Raw genomic sequence first — 18,671 nt, forward strand, 5'->3', positions numbered from 1 at the left:
TGTCGAGTTACTAGCCAATCGCCATCAGGCTGGCATTACCACCCGCTGCGGTCGTATTGATCGAAGTCGAAACTTCTTCCAGCAACCAATTGAGGCAATAAGCATCCACCTTGGAAGCAAGCTCATGCGTAGAAGCTGCTTGCGTGAGAACCAATGGCCCTGGCAGCTCTGCAATTTTCTTGTTCAATTCGATCAAGCGCTCATTTTCGCCTTCTAAAAGTGCTCCGGCAAACGGTGTATCAGCTCGCCAATCCTTGCTCCAGCGAATACGGGCGGAAACGCTTGCCGGCAGATCCTTCAAGACATCACGCAAACCGGTGGATTCATCAATCACCGCCATATTACCGGTCGCCAATGTCGCGGTAAGCTGACGATAAAGGCCAATTTCTGTTTGCGGGACTAGCAGAATTCGACCACGCGGATGTAAGGCATAAAGGTTGCGCTCGCCCACTGGGCCGGGTAATTCAATATTGAGCCCAAGGGCCGAAACACTGCCCGTATCCCTTGCTGCTTGCGCCAATTCATTCATGCCGCGCTGGCCGAGCCACTTTGCAAAATCATTCAGCGCCGGATCTGTATGCACAGAGTTGAGCCGGGGCGGAATCGGTGGCGTCTGAACCAGGCGTCCTAAATAAAGTGGTCCACCTGCCTTGGGCCCAGTGCCTGACAGCCCACGCCCACCGAAAGGCTGGACTCCGACGACAGCGCCAATCACGTTGCGGTTGATATAAATATTACCAACCCGGATAAGATCGGTCACATGGGCGATCGTCTCATCAAGCCGGGTATGCAGACCAAAAGTCAGACCATAACCGGTTGCATTAATATCGTCGATCAAACGATCCATATCATCGCGTTTATAACGCACGACATGCAGCACGGGGCCGAAAACCTCACGCTGAAGATCGCGGAGCGAATTAATTTCGATGATTGTCGGTGCAACAAAAGTGCCGTTCTGCGTTTCCGGGCCCAGCGGGAGCTGTTCCACTTGACGGCCAAGTTTGCGCATCGACGCTATATGGCTTTCGATATTTTCCTTAGCTTCTTGCGTTATCACAGGTCCGATATCGACGCTAATGCGGTCGGTGCGGCCAATCGAAAGTTCGCGCAATGCACCTTTAAGCATTTCCAGAATGCGATCTGCCACATCGTCTTGCAAGCACAGTACCCGCAGCGCTGAGCAGCGCTGACCTGCGCTATCAAAAGCCGATGCGATGACGTCAAAAACGACCTGCTCAGCTAGAGCAGATGAGTCAACAATCATCGCATTTTGCCCGCCCGTTTCGGCGATCAGCGGAATGGGCTTGCCATTCGGCAAAAGGCGGCCGGCAAGCTGCGCCTGAATAAGACGGGCAACCTCGGTCGAGCCTGTAAACATCACGCCACAGATTTCTTCGGCGGCCACCAATGCTGCCCCAACACGCCCATCGCCAGGAATAAGCTGCAATACTTGGGACGGCACCCCGGCCTCAAGAAGAATGCGCACACCTTGCGCTGCAATAAGCGGTGTTTCTTCCGCAGGCTTTGCAAGTACTGGATTGCCAGCGACGAGCGCTGCGGCAATCTGGCCGGTAAAAATCGCCAGGGGGAAATTCCAGGGGCTGATGCAGACGACCGGACCAAGCGGTTTGTGCGAAGCTCCAAATGTACGCCGCGCTTGTTCGGCATAATAGCGCAGAAAATCAATCGCTTCGCGAACTTCGGCAATGGCATTAGGCATGGATTTGCCCGCTTCACGCATGATAAGGCCGAGAAGCTGCGGCATATCCCGCTGCATAATATCAGCGGCTTTTTCCAAACATGCAGCTCGTTCAGCGGGCGCGACTGCCGACCAATTTGCGGCAGCTATCTGCGCATTGCGAACAGCTTTCGTTACATCAGCATCCGAAGTTTCGATCACCTCGCCAACAATGTCATTGTGATCTGCCGGGTTGAGAACTGGCTGGCGCTCGCCTTCGATTTTCAGCCCTTCAATTTGCGGCTCCGCATGCCATTTATGGTGGGCATTCTCTTTGAGCAAGCTGCTTATTTCGGCGAGTGTATTTTCATTTGATAAGTCTAGCCCTGCCGAGTTTTCACGCGCTCCATAGAGATTTTTTGGTAAGGCGATCTGGTCATGCTGTGCGCCAATAACCGCCATCGAGCGAACAACGTCAACCGGGTCCACCACCAGTTCATCTATGGATACGGATTTATCGCCAATCCGATTGACGAAAGATGAATTGGCACCGTTTTCGAGCAAACGGCGAACCAGATAGGCCAATAAGGTTTCGTGTGTTCCCACAGGAGCGTAAATGCGTGCCGGACGGCCAAGTTTCTGCGGTCCTACCACTTCATCATAAAGTGGCTCACCCATTCCATGCAGGCATTGGAACTCGTATTTTCCTGTTTTGAAATCCGGGCCAGCGAGATGATAGATCGTGGCAAGAGTTTGCGCATTATGCGTGGCAAATTGCGGGAAAATCACGTCACTTGCAGCCAGAAGCTTGCGTGCACATGCGATATAGGAAACGTCAGTGTGGACCTTACGCGTAAAGACCGGAAAATCTTCCAATCCGTCTACCTGTGCGCGTTTGATTTCAGCATCCCAATAGGCGCCTTTAACCAAACGCACCATGATCCGATGGTTTGTTCTGCGAGCAAGATCAATAATGAAATCAAGGACATATGGGCAGCGTTTGCCATAGGCTTGGACAACAAAACCAATGCCGTCCCAGCCTTCCAGATCGGGGTCTTCACAAAGACTTTGCAGCAGATCAAGCGAAAGCTCGAGCCGGTCAGCCTCCTCAGCGTCAATATTCAAGCCAATATTATATTGCTTGGATAATACCGCGAGAGCTTTTACCTTGGGCATAAGCTCGGCCATCACGCGCTCACTCTGCGCACGGACATAGCGCGGATGAAGTGCCGAAAGCTTGATCGAAATGCCAGGACCGTCATAGATGCCGCGCCCCGCTGAAGCACGACCTATGGCGTGGATAGCCGCTTCATAATCCCGGTAATAGCGTTCGGCATCGGCTGCGGTTGTCGCTGCCTCTCCGAGCATATCATAAGAATACCGAAAGCCGCGTTCTTCCAATGGCTGGGCGCGTTTGAGTGCTTCTCCAATATTTTCGCCCGTGACGAATTGTTCGCCCATCATGCGCATCGCCATGTCAACCCCGCGACGGATGACCGGCTCGCCGCAACGCGCAATCATGCGCGTAAGCGCTGCTGAAAGGCCGCTATCATTCACCGTACTGGTCAACTTGCCAGTGACAACGAGACCCCAAGTTGCGGCATTGACGAAAAGTGATCGTCCGCTACCGACATGCGATTTCCAATCACCATTGGCAATTTTGTCACGAATAAGTGCGTCGCGGGTGGCTGTATCCGGAATGCGGAGCAGCGCCTCAGCAAGACACATCAACGCCACGCCTTCCTGGCTGGAAAGCGAATATTCATGCACCAGCCCCTCAACGCCGGTGCCCTTATGCTTTGCGCGCAGCGCCGAAATTAGTTTCGTCGCCGTAGAGCGGATTTCTTTCCGGGTGTTATCCGGCAGTGTCGCCTCTTCAAGAAGGGCGCGCACACATTCGGCTTCTGGCATGCGATAAGCGGCTGTAATCGCCTTTCTCATCGCATCTTGTTCGCGAATGGGTGGTGCGAAATTTTCGAAAACAGCGGCGGAAGGAACGGTAATCTTATCTGTCATGATTGCACTGCTCACAAAGGTTCCCGAATAAGGATACTCTTATTCTATTTGAGTGCACGTTAGCATTACTGTATAATTCCTTCTGCCTTCATTACGCTAAAATATAGGCAAAATGATCTTATTATTGATGGATTTTAAGGAATAAAGAGTGAAAAAACTTAGCTCTATAGACGATCTGGATCGATTTGATCGTCGCATTATCGAAATATTGAGCGAGGACGGCCGTATTCCCGTTACGGAATTATCCAGAAAAATAGGATTATCCAAAACACCGTGCCAGGCACGGCTTAAACGACTGGTGGATGAGGGTTATATTATTGGCTTTCGCGCCGCTATCGATCCGGAAAAACTCGGCCTTGATCACATTGCCTTCACGACCGTGAAATTATCCGATACGCGCGAGGAAGCGCTTAACGCGTTTAACGTGGCCGTGCGCAAAATAAGCGAAGTCGAAGAATGCCATATGATTGCGAGTTCATTCGACTATCTGTTGAAGGTAAGAACACCCGATATTCGTCGCTATCGCGAAGTTTTGGGCGAAAAAATTTCTAGCCTGCCCAATGTGGCAAGCACATCGACCTTCGTGGTTATGGAGTCGGTCAAGGATAACCGCCCGGTTAGGATCTATCCGGGCGCATTATGATATTGTTTAAAGCTTTTCATCAGCCAAATAGGCTTCAAGCGTTTTGGTAGTTCCATGCTGCCAAATATGATTGAGGGCAGATGAAAAAGCGTTCACATATATTGGATTATCGGCAAGATGTCCGAAAATATCCTTCATTTCCAACCATTTTGTCGGGTCATCTTTCGCCAGTTCGGCCTGTTTGGTCATTCGATCCCAAGACGGATCATTGGGCTCGATAGTGCTGCCTCTCTCGGTTGTTCCGTAGCAATAGCGACACCAAAAGGCCGAAACGAGAGCTAATCCCGTAACCGATATTTCTTTGGCTACACGGTCTGCTGCGGTTGGAAGAATGAATTTTGGCTGACGGTTCGAACCATCAAGACATAATCTGCGGATTGTATCCCCAATACTGGGATTAGCGAAGCGCTCAGCAATCAAAACGCGATAATCATCTAACACCGTGTTAGGAACGGGCGGAACTTCCGGTATGATTTCTTCCTTGGTGAGTTTTTCAAGATAACGCCTGATCAGCGGATGCTCCATTGCCTCATGCACGAAATGAATGTCCAGCAGCCCGGCCGGATAGGCAATGGCTGCGTGGCCGCCATTTAAAATGCGGATCTTCATCATCTCATAGGCATCGACCTGATCGGTGAATGTGACACCAACTTTATGTAAAGCAGGCCGACCATTGGGAAAATTATCTTCCATCACCCATTGTTTGAAACTTTCACAAAACACCGGCCAACCATCTTCAACCCCAAAATCACGCGCTGCAATTTCGCGCTCACGCTCACCGGTGGCTGGCGTAATGCGATCCACCATGGAGTTAGGAAACGCAACATTGGCAGAAATCCAGTCTGCCAATTCGGGATCATTAATCTTTGCCAGCCCCACCACTGCATCTTCTGTCACATGCCCATTGCCGGGGATATTATCACAAGACATAACGGTAAAAGGCTCTACACCGGCCTCCTTGCGCAGTTTCAATGCCTGAACAATAAGCCCAAATACAGTGTTCGGTCGGTCGGGATTGACGCTATCGGCCACGATTTCTGGATGCGCTGAATCAAAATGCTGGCTGGAAGGATCAATATAATATCCACCTTCCGTGATCGTCATGGAGACAATACGAATATCCGGCGAGACCAGATAATTCATCAGCGCGTTGCGACCCTCATCGGTAGAAATCGTAACGTAATCAATCATGCAAGCGGTGATGCGGGCTTCAGAATGATCGGCCTCCTGATCAACCACAGTTGACAGCCAGTCCTGAGCTTTCAGGACCTCACGCATTGCGTCGTCACTGGGTCGCACGCCCGCTCCCACTATGGCCCAATCATGATCAAGGCCAAGACCGAATAAATCATCAAGATAAACTGCTTGATGTGCACGGTGAAAATTACCGACACCAAAATGCACAATGCCGGGTTTCAGATTTGCCGGATTATAGTTCGGTCTACGTATTTTCGTTAAGCCCTTGAGCGTGGCTAGCGACAGCTTAGTCATTCAATCTCCCTTTGTTTCCCGCATCTCGACAAAGACGTTTCATCGTCGCTGCTCAAGACCTTGCAACACCGTGGCGGTGAAAATAAATCGCTTTCATGTCGGCATCACAATCTGATCTCAGGCCATCCAGTTTCCGCCATCGACACCAAAAGTTTGAGCTAGAATATAATCGCTATCCGAAGAAGCAAGGAAGATCGCCATTCCGGTAATATCTTGCGGGGTGGCGAAACGGCCAATTGGCACCGATTTTGAGACCGCGGCTTTTTTCTCACCGGGTTTTAGCCCCTCCCATTTGGCAAAATTTGCATCGACCACATCCCAATGTTCCCCGTCAACCACCCCAGGCGCTATCGCATTGACTTGGATCCCATGCTTAACAAGGGCAAGGGCCGCTGATTGGGTTGCTGAAATGATTGCGGCCTTAGAAGCGCAATAAAGCGTAACGAGAGCTTCTCCGCGTCGGCCCGCTTGGCTGGCCATATTGATGATTTTACCCCCGCGACCGCGTTTAATCATCACATTAGAAACTGCTTTCATCATGAAAAGCGGGCCGCGCAGATTGATATTGAAAACCTGCTCATAGCTCTCTTCAGTAATCTCATTTATCGGCGCCATATCGAATATGGCAGCATTATTAACGAGAATATCAATACCGTCATATTCCGTATCGATATCAGCCACCACTGTATCGATTTGTTTTAAATCCGTAACATCAAGCCTGACGGCCCTGGCCAGGCTGCCGATATCATCTGCTGCTTTTTCAGCGCGCTCAATGTTTATGTCAGCGATAATCACCTTCGCGCCCTGGGCCGCATAAGCTTGCGCAAAACCCAGCCCGATACCACGCGCTGCGCCAGTAATCAGAGCAACCTTATCTTTCAGTCTCATAGATATTTCTCCGAGGAAAATTTTAATTTTTAAGCACCGGCCCTACGAAATTTTTATGGGCGCGCGCATTAGGTCTCAATCAGAAGCGGATGGCGTTCACGACGCTTGAGCGCAAGGCCGTCGGCGGTAAATAAATGGGCATCCGCCGGATTGAACCCGAGCTTCACATTGTCATGGGTGCGGACGGCACTAGCTCCCCCAGCTTGCGAAACAAGGAACTCGCCTGCCTTGCCAAATTCTACGTAAAGATATGTCTCGCCGCCAAGTCGCTCGACCACCATAATTTCACCGTCAATCAAACCTTGTGCATCTGGGTGCAAATGCTCAGGCCGAATGCCGAGAATGAGCTGGCTACCCTCATCCAGATTTTCATCAATCACGGGCACTTTCACCACAGCGCCATTGTCCAATTGAACAGAGACACCATCGCCGTCAGCCGCCACTGTTTTCACTTCAAAGAAGTTCATTGTTGGCGAGCCGATAAAACCTGCCACAAATCGATTTACCGGATGGTGATAGAGCTCCAGCGGCGAGCCCACCTGCTCCACCCTACCATCTCGCAGCACCACAATTTTATGCGCAAGCGTCATGGCTTCGACCTGATCATGGGTGACATAAATCATGGTTGCATTAAGCCGCTCATGCAGGCGTGCAAGCTCAATGCGCATTTGCACACGCAAGGCCGCATCAAGGTTAGAAAGCGGCTCATCAAACAGGAAAATTTTGGGTTCGCGCACCATAGCACGGCCAATCGCAACTCTTTGACGCTGGCCGCCAGAGAGCTGCCGCGGTTTACGATCAAGCAGTTGATCGAGCTGCAAAATTTTCGCCACCTCTTTGACCTTCCGGTCGCGTTCTGCATGGGGGACTTTGGCGAGCTTGAGTGCAAAACCCATATTATCGCGCACATTCATATGCGGATAGAGTGCGTAGGTCTGAAACACCATCGCAAGCCCACGCTCATCGGGTGGGACGTCATTTGCTCTCTGGCCATCGATCAATAATTCGCCGCTTGTGATTTCCTCAAGACCAGCAATCATTCGCAAAAGCGTCGATTTACCAGATCCAGACGGTCCCACAAAAACGACAAACTCGCGATCAGCAATATCCAGGCTTACACCTTTGATGACGTCGATAGTGCCAAAAGATTTGGTGGCGTTATGCAATGAAAGTGTAGCCATGAGGTTTCCTTTATTTCACTGCGCCGAATGTGAGACCGCGCACAAGTTGACGCTGGGTCATCCAGCCAAAAATGAGAATAGGCGCAATCGCAAGGGTGGAGGCGGCTGATAGCTTGGCCCAAAACAAGCCCTCTGGTGACGAAAAAGACGCGATGAATGCGGTAAGAGGTGCCGCTTGTGAGGCGGTCAGGTTGAGGCTCCAAAATGCCTCATTCCAGCACAGAATAATGGAAAGAAGCGCAGTCGAAGCTATCCCCGGCAGGCTCAATGGTAACAACAAATATCGCACTTGGTGCCCTACTCCCGCGCCATCCATACGGCCCGCTTCCAAAATCTCATTCGGCACTTCCTTAAAAAAGGAATAGAGCATCCAAATGACAATGGGCAAATTGGAAAGCATGAAAATGATGATCAGGCCCGTGCGCGTATCCAGCAGGCCGATATCACGCGAAAGCAGATAGATTGGCACCAAAACCCCAACCGCCGGCAGCATCTTTGTCGAGAGCATCCATAGCAACAAATCCTTCGTCCGCTTGCCCGGAAAAAACGCCGCTGCATAAGCAGCAGGAACCGCAATAATCAAAGAAAGAATAGTCGCTCCAAGGCTTTCCACGACACTGTTCATCGCATAGCGAAAATAATCCGCTCGCTGATTTACCGCAGAAAAATTCTCAAGCGTCGGCTCAAAAAAGAGTTTCGGCGGTGCCACCGCATCAATTTCACTTTTAAAACCCGCAAGCAACATCCAGAAAATTGGAAAAAACATGAGGAGCGCAACCGCCCAGCCGATTATGCCAGCGGAGACTGCGGCTTTATTTACTTTGCGTTTGGTCGCCATTGATCAGCCTCCCTCAATTATCCAGATTTCGCGCCACCGTACGAATAAGGAAAATCGCGACGATATTTGCGAGAATAATTGCGATTACACCGGCGGCAGATGCCCCGCCTATATCCCATTGCAGCAGAGCTTTGAGATAGATGAAGTAAGTCAAAGTCGTGGTCGCAATGCCCGGCCCGCCGGACGTGGTTACCAGAATCTCTGCAAAGATCGCCAATAGGAAGATCGTCTCAATCATGATCACAACCGAAATTGGGCGCAAAAGATGCGGCAGGATGATGTAGAAAAACATCACCGGCCCTTTGGCACCATCCAGCCGGGCGGCTTCCATTTGTTCGCGATCGAGCGATTGCATGGCAGTCATGAGGATCAATGTCGCAAAGGGAACCCATTGCCACGACACGATCAAAATGAGCGACCCCATTGGAAATTGCGTAAACCAATCTATGACTGGCAGGCCAAAACTGCGAGAAACAAAGGCAAAAAAGCCATTGACCGGATGCATTAGCAGGTTCTTCCAAATCAACGCCGAAACTGTCGGCATGACAAAGAACGGAGCAATGACCAACAGCCGCGCTATATTCTTTCCCCAAAAATCCTGATCGAAAATTACCGCAAAGAGCACACCAAAGACGATCGATATGATCAGCACCGATATGACAAGGATCAAAGTCTTGGCAATTGCCGACCATAAACCTGGATCTGACAGCAGAAATTTATAGTTCGAAACACCGGCAAAACCGCTAACGAACGGATTGAGGAGATTATAATATTGGAACGAGAACCAAAGCGTCATGCCAAGCGGCACGATCATCCATAAAAAAAGCAGAATAACTGAAGGTGCCAGCAAGGGGCCCGTGCGGACGCTACGACGACTCTTCTTTGCAAACCGTTTCGTGCCCGCGGCTAACGCCTGGTTTGTTGGCATCTTGTTAGCTCCTCCCGTCCCGCGTCAGACCAGCCAATGCGGGAACATCAAAAATAGATCCTGCTGCCCTTTCATCAGAGGGCAGCAGGTATGTTCAAACCTATTTGATGTAACCTGCCTGTGTCATGATCTGTTCAGTCTGGCGCTGAGCATTATCAAGTGCTGCATCGACACTTTGTTGACCAGCAACCGCCGACGAAACAGCCTGACCAACGATCGTACCGATTGCCTGGAATTCCGGTATCGCTACAAATTGGATACCGGTATAGGGGACCGGATCCTTGGTCGGTTGAGTTGGATCAGCGGATTCGATTGCCTGAAGAACTGTCTCTGCGAAAGGAGCTGCGTCTTTGTACTTTTCGTTCGCATAAGTCGATTTACGCGTTCCAGGCGGCACCGCTACCCAGCTTTCTTTTTCGCCAACCAGATCAATATATTGTTTTGAGGTTGCCCATTTCAGGAAGGATTTCGCAGCCTCTTCCTTCTGGCTCGAAGCGGGAATGGCAAGATTCCACGACCATGCCCAAGCTGACCCGTTTGGCGTAACTTCGACCGGAGCTTTAGTGAAGGCAACTTTGTCTGCAACCTGACTTTGGCTTGGATCGTAAATTCGACCCGCAGCCGATGTAGCATCTATCCACATAGCGCAGTGCCCGGTAGAGAAAAGCGCCTGATTTTCGTTAAAGCCGTTTGAGGTTATTCCGGGAGGCCCAACCTCTTTCATCAGATCAACGTAGAAATTGATTGCCTGTTTCCATTCGTCAGAATTGATTTGCGGCTTCCATTCTTCGTCAAACCAACGCCCACCAAAGGTGTTAATAAGCGTGCCGACATAGGCCATATTTTCACCCCAACCGGGTTTGCCGCGCAGGCAAAGGCCATATTGCTCTTTCGACTTGTCGGTAAGCTTGATCGCGAATTCCTTGATCTCATCATAGGTGGGTGCGTCTGGCATAGTCAGACCAGCTTCATCAAAAAGATCTTTCCGATAAAGCGTAAATGAGCTTTCGGCATAAAAAGGCACAGCATAAAGCTTGCCATCAACCGTCACGCCTGCACGAACCGGGTCGATAAGATCATCGTAATCATAATCTTCGCCGAGATCGTCAAGCGCAACCAACCACCCGGCCTTGCCCCAAATCGGCGCTTCATAGCCTCCGATAGTCATAATATCGAACTGACCGCTCTTGGTGGCGATGTCGGTGGTCACGCGCTGGCGTAACACATTTTCTTCCAGCACCACCCAGTTAAGCTTGTGACCTGTTTCGTTTTCCCATTCGGACGACAGTTTCTGCATAATGATCATGTCGCCATTATTAACTGTCGCAATAGTCAGCTCTTCAGCAGACGCGGTACCTGCCGATAACGCAATCGCCGCGACAGAGCATATTAGCCCCATTCCGTAAGACTTGATCCGCATATCGTCTCCTCCTTTACGAATGCACAGAAATTACCTTACATATGTAAACTTTATCGCGTGCATGACAGCCGCTTGTCAAGTTGGGTTTTTGGTTGCCTCATGGCGAGAAAAACCTTTCCAACAGTTTGCGATCAATATCGAACTTCATGCAACGCTTAATTTCGTCCCGATTGCGTTCTCATACAAATGATTAAGTTTACCACATCTTGGAAGGGCCTGCACCAAACTATAAGAGATATTTTGGCGGTTTGCCCTTCCAATGTTCCGCAGGCAGCACTCTCATCTTGACTAGCTGGAGTAAAAGCATAATAAAACCAGTCAGTAAGACTTGAAATTCTTGCTATTACTGTCAGCATGGGCCGATCATCAAATGATGATCATGATAGAATTTTCGTGTGGTGGAAATAAAGTTTTGTGAGCTACCTTTACAAAGAGTAGCGGATCGTTGGACAGGATCGGTGACGTGCGCAAAATTATCCGCACAATGGAAGATTTTTCGGAGTTTGTGGGTTTATCCCGGCCAACGGTATCAAAATATTTCAATGATCCCACCTCGGTCAGGCCTAAAACGCGGGCTAAAATTGAAGCTGCTATAAAACAATCTGGTTTTAGACCTAATCTTTTCGCGGTGAACCTTAATCGGCGACGCACGACAATTTTGGGAATAATAATCCCCAATCAACTCGATCATTTTTACATGGCCATAACCCGCAAATTGCAGTCGCTTGCCGAAGAGCGCGGTTATTTTGCGGTTGTTCTATCATCTGATGGCAAACCCGAATTGGAAATGCGAGCGATAGAGATGTTGCGCTCATTAAATGTAGCAGGCGCCATAATTGCTCCCACTGGCGAGAAGTCGCAACACTCGGCGCTCACTCGGCTGGCCGCTGATGTACCAATTATCTATATTGACTCTCCGCTTGATACCACTTCACCCTTCGTTGGAACGGACAATCTTAAATCCTTCCATCTTATCGTCGATTACCTATGCCGCTCTGGAAGCGAGCCTTGCTATTTTCCGATGCCAAGCGTCAATAATAATGCAATCAAACGCCAAGAGGCTTATCGCATTGCGATGGAGAAGCTAGGATTTGAGCCAAAAATCGTTGAAGTTGAACCGGCGCGAAACTGGGATTTCGAGCAATATGGTTTCGAACAAGCAGCGCGTATCTTGCGTGAAAAGGGCCATTTTCCCACCAGCACCGTTTTATGCGCTAATGATCGCATAGCTTTTGGCGTTATGGCCGCAGCTTGGCAAGCGGGATTGAAAATTGGAAGGCTTAAAGATTGCGATATTCGCATCGCCGGGCATGACAACAATCCACTTTCCGAATTTAGCTGTCCATCGCTCACGACGGTCGCGCAGGATTATAACGAAATTAGTCGTTTAGCCATGGATTTACTGTTTCGCACGCTCGGAGAGCCGCACGAGGCCAAAGATCTGCCGGAAGATTCGCGCATCCTTCTAAACGCCGAAATCAAATTGCGTTTATCTGCTTGAACGAAAGCAGTTACATCCAAATCCCAGGTCATTCTGCGGCAATCTTTGCCAATTGTGTCATCACCACAGCCGAACCGTTGAGCCGTTTTTCGGCTGTCGCCCAATCACGAATAAACACAATGCTTTGATCCGGCCTAATTTTGGCCATCGAACCTTGCTCACCAATCAATTTAACGAGGCCAATCGGATTAGCAAAAGTTCCACCACGGAATTGGATCACAACCCCCTTCGGACCGGCATCGAGTTTTTCAACATTGGCACGACGGCAAAGAGCCTTAATATAAACGATCTTCAGAAGATGCTGCACTTCCTCCGGCATTGGACCAAAACGGTCAATCAGCTCAGCGCCAAAACCGTCAATATCCTGCGGGTCTTCAAGATCAGCCAAACGCCTGTAAAGCCCAAGCCTTAATTGTAGATCCGGCACATAGGTTTCCGGGATCATCACAGCCGTTCCTATGGAAATTTGCGGTGACCACTGGCTATCTTCGACCTCGCCTGAACCCTTAAGTGTCGCGACTGCCTCTTCCAACATTTGCTGGTAAAGCTCGAAGCCAACTTCCTTAATATGCCCCGATTGTTCCTCACCTAAAAGGTTGCCGGCGCCTCGGATATCCATATCATGACTGGCAAGTTGGAAGCCTGCACCCAGTGTGTCAAGCGATTGCAGCACCTTCAACCGACGCTCTGCCGTCTGCGTGAGAGTACGCCCGGCAGGCAATGTAAATAGCGCGAAAGCACGTTGCTTCGACCGCCCGACGCGCCCGCGCAATTGGTAAAGCTGAGATAGACCAAACATATCCGCACGATGAACAATCATCGTATTGGCTGTGGGAATATCGAGGCCCGATTCCACGATGGTGGTCGACAAAAGCACATCATATTGACCATCATAAAAAGCATTCATGATGTCATCAAGCACTCCTGGAGCCATCTGCCCATGTGCAACCGCAACTTTAAGTTCCGGCACATGTGTTTGCAAAAACTCCTCAATTTCAGCCAAATCTTTGATCCGCGGACAGACATAAAAACTCTGCCCGCCGCGATAGCGCTCTCTCAGCAAGGTTTCGCGGATTACGAGCGGGTCAAAAGGTGACACGAAAGTGCGTACAGCCATGCGATCAACTGGCGGTGTTGTAATCAGTGATAATTCGCGTACGCCCGTCAGTGCCAGTTGCAAAGTTCTGGGAATAGGAGTGGCGGAAAGCGTCAACACATGAATGTCAGATTTAAGCTCTTTTAGTCGCTCTTTATGCTTAACTCCAAAGTGCTGTTCTTCATCAATGATCAACAATCCAATATTGTTGAATTTAATCGTGCTTCCAAGCAGTGCGTGGGTGCCAACCACAATATCAATGGTGCCATCGGCCAAACCTTTTTTGGTTTCCGCTAGCTCTTTTGCGCTGACAAGGCGACTTGCGTGGGCCACACGAACAGGAAGCCCATGAAAACGGTCGGAAAAAGTTTTAAAATGCTGACGGGACAATAGCGTTGTGGGAACCACCACTGCAACCTGATAGCCATTAAGCGCGGCAATGAATGCGGCTCGCAGTGCAACTTCGGTTTTACCAAAGCCGACATCGCCACAGATGAGCCGATCCATCGGCTTTCCGTCGGCAAGATCATCCGCAATCGCATCGATTGCTCGCAGTTGATCTTCCGTTTCGTCATAGGGAAAACGGGCTGCAAATTCTGCATAAACGCCTTCGGGCGCCGTCATAGCGGGAGCGCCACGCATTTGCCGTTCCGCTGCAATCTGGATCAAGTGGCCAGCAATTTCCAGCAGTCGTTTCTTAAGCTTTGCCTTGCGTGCCTGCCATGCTCCGCCGCCAAGCTTATCAAGCGTTGCTTCAGATCCTTCGGTTCCGTAACGCGATAAAAGCTCAATATTTTCGACCGGCAGAAAAAGCCGATCATCTCCAGCATAATGAATTTCAAGACAATCATGCGGAGCACCCGCAGCCGCAATCGTCTTGAGCCCGACAAAGCGACCAATACCGTGGTCCACATGAACCACAATATCACCCGCCGTTAACGACGCGACTTCAGAAATAAAGTCGGCATCTTTTTTGCGCCGTTTCGACCGTCTGATCAGGCGGTCGCCCAGAATATCCTGCTCTGCTACAACCACCAAATCGCCCGCATCAAAGCCGCTTTCCACAGCCAGTACAGTCGCGGTGATCTTATCACGCGACAAAGCTTTAACGGTTGATAGGCGATCGACAGTCTCTATCTTTTGAAGACCGTGCTCATCAAGAACTTGCAGCAATCGATCTAGAGAACCTTCAGACCAGGCGGCAATAAGAACCTTTTTCCCCTCTGAACGCAGACCGGCAATATATTGCACCACAGCTTCAAAAAGGTTTATTTCTGTTGCGGCCCGCTCTTCAGAGAAACTACGACCTTTTTGAACATTTGCATGAATAATGGTTCGTCCGCTAACCTCGGGCGCACCAAAAGGCGTAAGGTCAATTCGCAAACCGCAAGCGGCTGCGCTGTCCTCGACTTCTTTCGGGGTTAAATAGAGAGCTTCAGGCTTTACCGGTTTATAGGGCACAGAATCGCTGCCCGGCTCATTGCCTTCAGACTGACGCAAGCGCGATTCAAAATGATCCACCACCGTTGCATGACGCTCGGTCAGCGCCTCCTGCACCAGATGATCAAAGACAACCGGCATAGAGCCGGCATGATCGAAAACCGTCTCTAACTCATCGTAAAATAGCGGCAACCAATGTTCCATGCCCGCAAAGCGCCGCCCCTCGCTGATGGCCTGATAAAGCGCATCGTCGCGTTGGGGTGCGCCGAACATCGCAACATAATTTTTGCGAAAACGGCTGATCATATCCGCCGAAAGCGTAATCTCGCTCATCGGCTGGAGAATAAATTCTTTGCGCGTTCCGGTCGTGCGCTGAGATGCAGGGTCAAAAGCACGGATTGTTTCCAGCGTATCACCGAAAAAATCCAGTCGTATCGGCTCTTCGGCGCCCGGAGCAAAGAGGTCGAGAATGCCCCCGCGCACGGCATATTCTCCAACGTCTCGGACAGTCGAAACCCGTTCAAAGCCGTTGCGCTCTAAACGCGATGCCAGATCATTCATGTTCAGCTGGTTGCCGGGCCGTGCCGATATGGCCTGTTCGGCAATTGCCGCTTGCGGCGGAAGCTTCTGCAAAACAGCATTGGCGGTAGTCAGAATAATTGCCGGATGGGGCGATTTTTTCAGCTCTGCCAGTGCGCTTAATGCTGTTAAACGCCGTGCACTTGCATCCGCACCAGGAGAAACCCGGTCATAGGGCAAGCAGTCCCATGCTGGCAGATGCAAGACCGGCAATTCCGGTGAAACAAAGCTAAGAACCTGCTCAAGATCACCAATACGCTGGCCATCGCGCACAATATACATTACAGGCCCGCCTTCTCCGACTTCTTCTACGAGCCGAGCCAGACAGAAAGCCTCGAAACCATCCGCCACACCGTCAATGACGATATGGCGACCAGCACCAGGCTTTAAACCAAACTTACCGAAAACGGGCATTTAAGGATCTCAGAATTTCAAACGGTGGCGAAAGGCAACAATGTCACGAAAAAGCGGCGTATCAAATGTTTCCGGAATAGGGCTTTCGCCCGTTACCCATTTAAACAGATCGCGGTCCAGGACTTCGATAATTTTCTCAAACTCATCCAATTGTTCGTCATTGAAACCAACAATATGCTGATCAGCATATTGCCCAAGAATCAAATCCATTTCACGCATACCACGGTGCCAAGCACGAAATAGGAGCTTGCGACGCCGCACGTCGAGATTTACCGTTGCAAGTGTACTTCCAGTCATCCAAACCGCTCCAGAGTTAATCCTTGCGGTATATAGCATCTCAACCGCTTGTGGGAACCCGTTTAGTGCAAGAACAAAATCAGTACAAAACTATTTGTCGGGCTTGCAGATCCCGACGAAGCGGTTAATGCTCTGATCATGCGTCCATCTTTGCTTGACCCTTTTTTCGCTTCTGTCCGCTCCCTGCCCGGCATCGGGCCAAAGGTTGCGGCTCTGCTTGGTAAGTTGCTGGGAACAGAAACCCCGGGGGCTGAACCAAAAGTCGGTCAGCTTCTGTTTCTGCCACCCACTCACCTTATCGACCGACGAAGCCGACCCGGAATAGTCAATGCCCCTGAAGGCGCGATTGTTACTCTGGAACTTATAATTGATCAGCATCAGCCTGCACCTCCTGGCCGCAATAATGTTCCCCATCGTGTCTTTGCTCATGATGAAACTGGTGAAATCGCACTCACATTCTTTCGCGCACAATTACCTTGGCTGCAAAAAATGCTGCCTGAGGGCGAGACAGTTATCGTTTCCGGCAAGGTTGATTGGTTTAATGGCCGCGCTTCCATGGTGCATCCGGATTATATTGTAAGTGTGGATGATGCTGCGGACTTGCCGCTTATTGAACCGGTCTATCCACTAACCGCAGGGCTATCTTCCAAAACACTCTCTCGGGCGATCAAAGAAGCGCTAACGCGCGTTCCGGAACTGCCAGAATGGATCGACCCACCACTTCTTGCGCGTGAAGGTTTCCCTGGTTTTCGGCAGGCGCTCCATACCTTACATCTGCCAGATGATCCACATGATATCAGCCTAGAAAGCGCAACACGCCGCAGACTTGCCTATGACGAGTTTTTAGCAGGGCAACTGGCACTGGCATTGGTAAGAGCTAAAACAAGGCGGCTGTCTGGTCGTCCGCTGCTTGGGACGGGACAATTCGTCCATCGGATCATGCAGCACCTGCCCTATCAATTGACCGCAGGACAAGATCAAGCCGTAAAAGAAATTATCGCTGATCTCAAAAAACCGCAGCGTATGTTGCGGTTGCTGCAAGGCGATGTGGGTTCTGGCAAGACTGTTGTCGGATTGATGGCCATGGCTCACGCCGCTGAATCTAAAGGGCAATCGGCTTTGATGGCCCCAACCGAGGTTCTCGCACGGCAGCATTATTCGACAATAGCACCTTTGGCTGAAAAGGCCGGGTTAAAAGCCGCCTTGCTAACCGGTCGGGAAAAGGGGCGCGAGCGCAATGCGGTGTTGGAAGGCTTGAAAAGCGGCGAGATCAATATTGTCATAGGTACCCACGCGCTCTTTCAGGAAAAGGTCGAATATCATGATCTAGTCCTGGTTATTATCGACGAGCAACATCGTTTTGGGGTCCATCAGCGCCTTTTGCTAACAGCAAAAGGAGCCGCTCCAGACATGTTGGTCATGACCGCAACCCCAATTCCACGAACGCTGGTATTAACAGCCTTCGGCGATATGGATGTTTCAAAACTAACTGAGAAACCCGCTGGACGTCAGCCCATAACCACAGCAATTCTTCCAATGGAGCGGTTGGGAGAGCTCATAGAGCGGATCAAAAAAGCAATTCAAGATGGGCAGAAAATCTATTGGATTTGTCCGCTGGTTGAAGAATCGGAAGCTGTGGAATTAATGTCTGCGGAAGAACGGTTTGAAACCCTTCAATCAACCTTTGGCAATGAGATCGGGCTTATTCATGGCCGCATGAATGCAGCCGAAAAAGATGAAGCAATGCGCGCGTTTAAAACCGGTGAAACGCGATTGCTTGTGGCAACCACAGTCATTGAAGTGGGGGTGGATGTGCCCGATGCGACGATCATCGTGATTGAACATGCAGAACGATTTGGGCTGTCGCAGCTGCACCAATTGCGAGGGCGCGTGGGGCGTGGTGATAAGCCATCTACCTGCTTGCTACTATATAAAGGACCGCTGGGAGAAATTGCGCAGGCACGTTTGAAAGTCATGCGTGAAACTCAAGACGGTTTCCGGATTGCTGAAGAAGATCTGAAGTTGCGGGGCGAAGGCGAGTTGCTCGGCACGCGACAATCCGGAACACCGGGCTTCCGCCTTGCTTCTATTGAAGCGCATCATGATCTGTTGGAAATTGCCCGTAATGATGCTCGCTATATTTTGGCCAATGATCCAGACTTACAATCAGAACGAGGAAAAGCTCTACGCATATTGCTTTATCTCTTTAGCCGTGATGAGGCGATCAGACTTTTACGTGCCGGCTAACCAAAATGGCGCCA

At 50.3% G+C, this 18,671-nt stretch carries 12 protein-coding genes; 3 read left to right on the forward strand and 9 right to left on the reverse strand.

The annotated features are described in order from the left end of the window. Positions 1-10: 10 nt before the first annotated feature. Entirely contained in the window at positions 11-3,694 is a 3,684-nt protein-coding gene (gene putA / locus C7374_RS06000) for a trifunctional transcriptional regulator/proline dehydrogenase/L-glutamate gamma-semialdehyde dehydrogenase (protein ID WP_111574711.1), read from the reverse strand. 148 nt (positions 3,695-3,842) lie between these two features. Between putA and C7374_RS06005 the strand changes: the two genes are divergently transcribed. Next, on the forward strand, positions 3,843-4,337 hold the full coding sequence (locus C7374_RS06005) for an Lrp/AsnC family transcriptional regulator (RefSeq protein ID WP_111574712.1): 495 nt from the start codon (positions 3,843-3,845) through the stop codon (positions 4,335-4,337). Positions 4,338-4,343: 6 nt separating this feature from the next. Here the strand turns inward: C7374_RS06005 and C7374_RS06010 are convergent, their stop codons facing one another. From C7374_RS06010 to C7374_RS06035, 6 genes are all read right to left on the reverse strand, one after another. Continuing rightward, positions 4,344-5,828: a mannitol dehydrogenase family protein gene (locus C7374_RS06010; protein WP_111574713.1), complete on the reverse strand. Its 1,485-nt coding sequence runs from the start codon at positions 5,826-5,828 to the stop codon at positions 4,344-4,346. A 117-nt stretch (positions 5,829-5,945) separates the two neighbouring features. Continuing rightward, entirely contained in the window at positions 5,946-6,716 is a 771-nt protein-coding gene (locus C7374_RS06015) for an L-iditol 2-dehydrogenase (protein WP_111574714.1), read from the reverse strand. Positions 6,717-6,784: 68 nt separating this feature from the next. Beyond that, positions 6,785-7,897: an ABC transporter ATP-binding protein gene (locus C7374_RS06020; RefSeq protein WP_111574715.1), complete on the reverse strand. Its 1,113-nt coding sequence runs from the start codon at positions 7,895-7,897 to the stop codon at positions 6,785-6,787. Positions 7,898-7,907: 10 nt separating this feature from the next. After that, entirely contained in the window at positions 7,908-8,735 is an 828-nt protein-coding gene (locus tag C7374_RS06025; protein WP_111574716.1) for a carbohydrate ABC transporter permease, read from the reverse strand. A 13-nt stretch (positions 8,736-8,748) separates the two neighbouring features. Beyond that, positions 8,749-9,663: a carbohydrate ABC transporter permease gene (locus tag C7374_RS06030; RefSeq protein WP_111574717.1), complete on the reverse strand. Its 915-nt coding sequence runs from the start codon at positions 9,661-9,663 to the stop codon at positions 8,749-8,751. 100 nt (positions 9,664-9,763) lie between these two features. Beyond that, positions 9,764-11,083 (reverse strand): ABC transporter substrate-binding protein, encoded by a 1,320-nt coding sequence (locus C7374_RS06035; protein WP_111574718.1) that lies wholly within the window; start codon positions 11,081-11,083, stop codon positions 9,764-9,766. A 484-nt stretch (positions 11,084-11,567) separates the two neighbouring features. On the opposite strand from C7374_RS06035, the gene C7374_RS06040 reads away from it, so the two are divergent. Beyond that, positions 11,568-12,584, forward strand: a complete 1,017-nt coding sequence (locus C7374_RS06040) for a LacI family DNA-binding transcriptional regulator (RefSeq protein WP_111574947.1) — start codon at positions 11,568-11,570, stop codon at positions 12,582-12,584. A 28-nt stretch (positions 12,585-12,612) separates the two neighbouring features. Here the strand turns inward: C7374_RS06040 and mfd are convergent, their stop codons facing one another. Together mfd and C7374_RS06050 are read right to left on the reverse strand one after the other, a co-directional pair. Further along, positions 12,613-16,113: a transcription-repair coupling factor gene (gene mfd / locus C7374_RS06045; protein WP_111574719.1), complete on the reverse strand. Its 3,501-nt coding sequence runs from the start codon at positions 16,111-16,113 to the stop codon at positions 12,613-12,615. A 9-nt stretch (positions 16,114-16,122) separates the two neighbouring features. Next, positions 16,123-16,410: an FAD assembly factor SdhE gene (locus C7374_RS06050; protein WP_111574720.1), complete on the reverse strand. Its 288-nt coding sequence runs from the start codon at positions 16,408-16,410 to the stop codon at positions 16,123-16,125. 138 nt (positions 16,411-16,548) lie between these two features. Here C7374_RS06050 and recG point away from each other — a divergent pair, with 138 nt between their 5' ends. Continuing rightward, positions 16,549-18,657 (forward strand): ATP-dependent DNA helicase RecG, encoded by a 2,109-nt coding sequence (gene recG, locus C7374_RS06055; protein WP_111574721.1) that lies wholly within the window; start codon positions 16,549-16,551, stop codon positions 18,655-18,657. Positions 18,658-18,671: the final 14 nt, after the last annotated feature.

It is taken from the genome of Falsochrobactrum ovis (assembly GCF_003259955.1).
GTDB lineage: Bacteria > Pseudomonadota > Alphaproteobacteria > Rhizobiales > Rhizobiaceae > Brucella > Brucella ovis_A.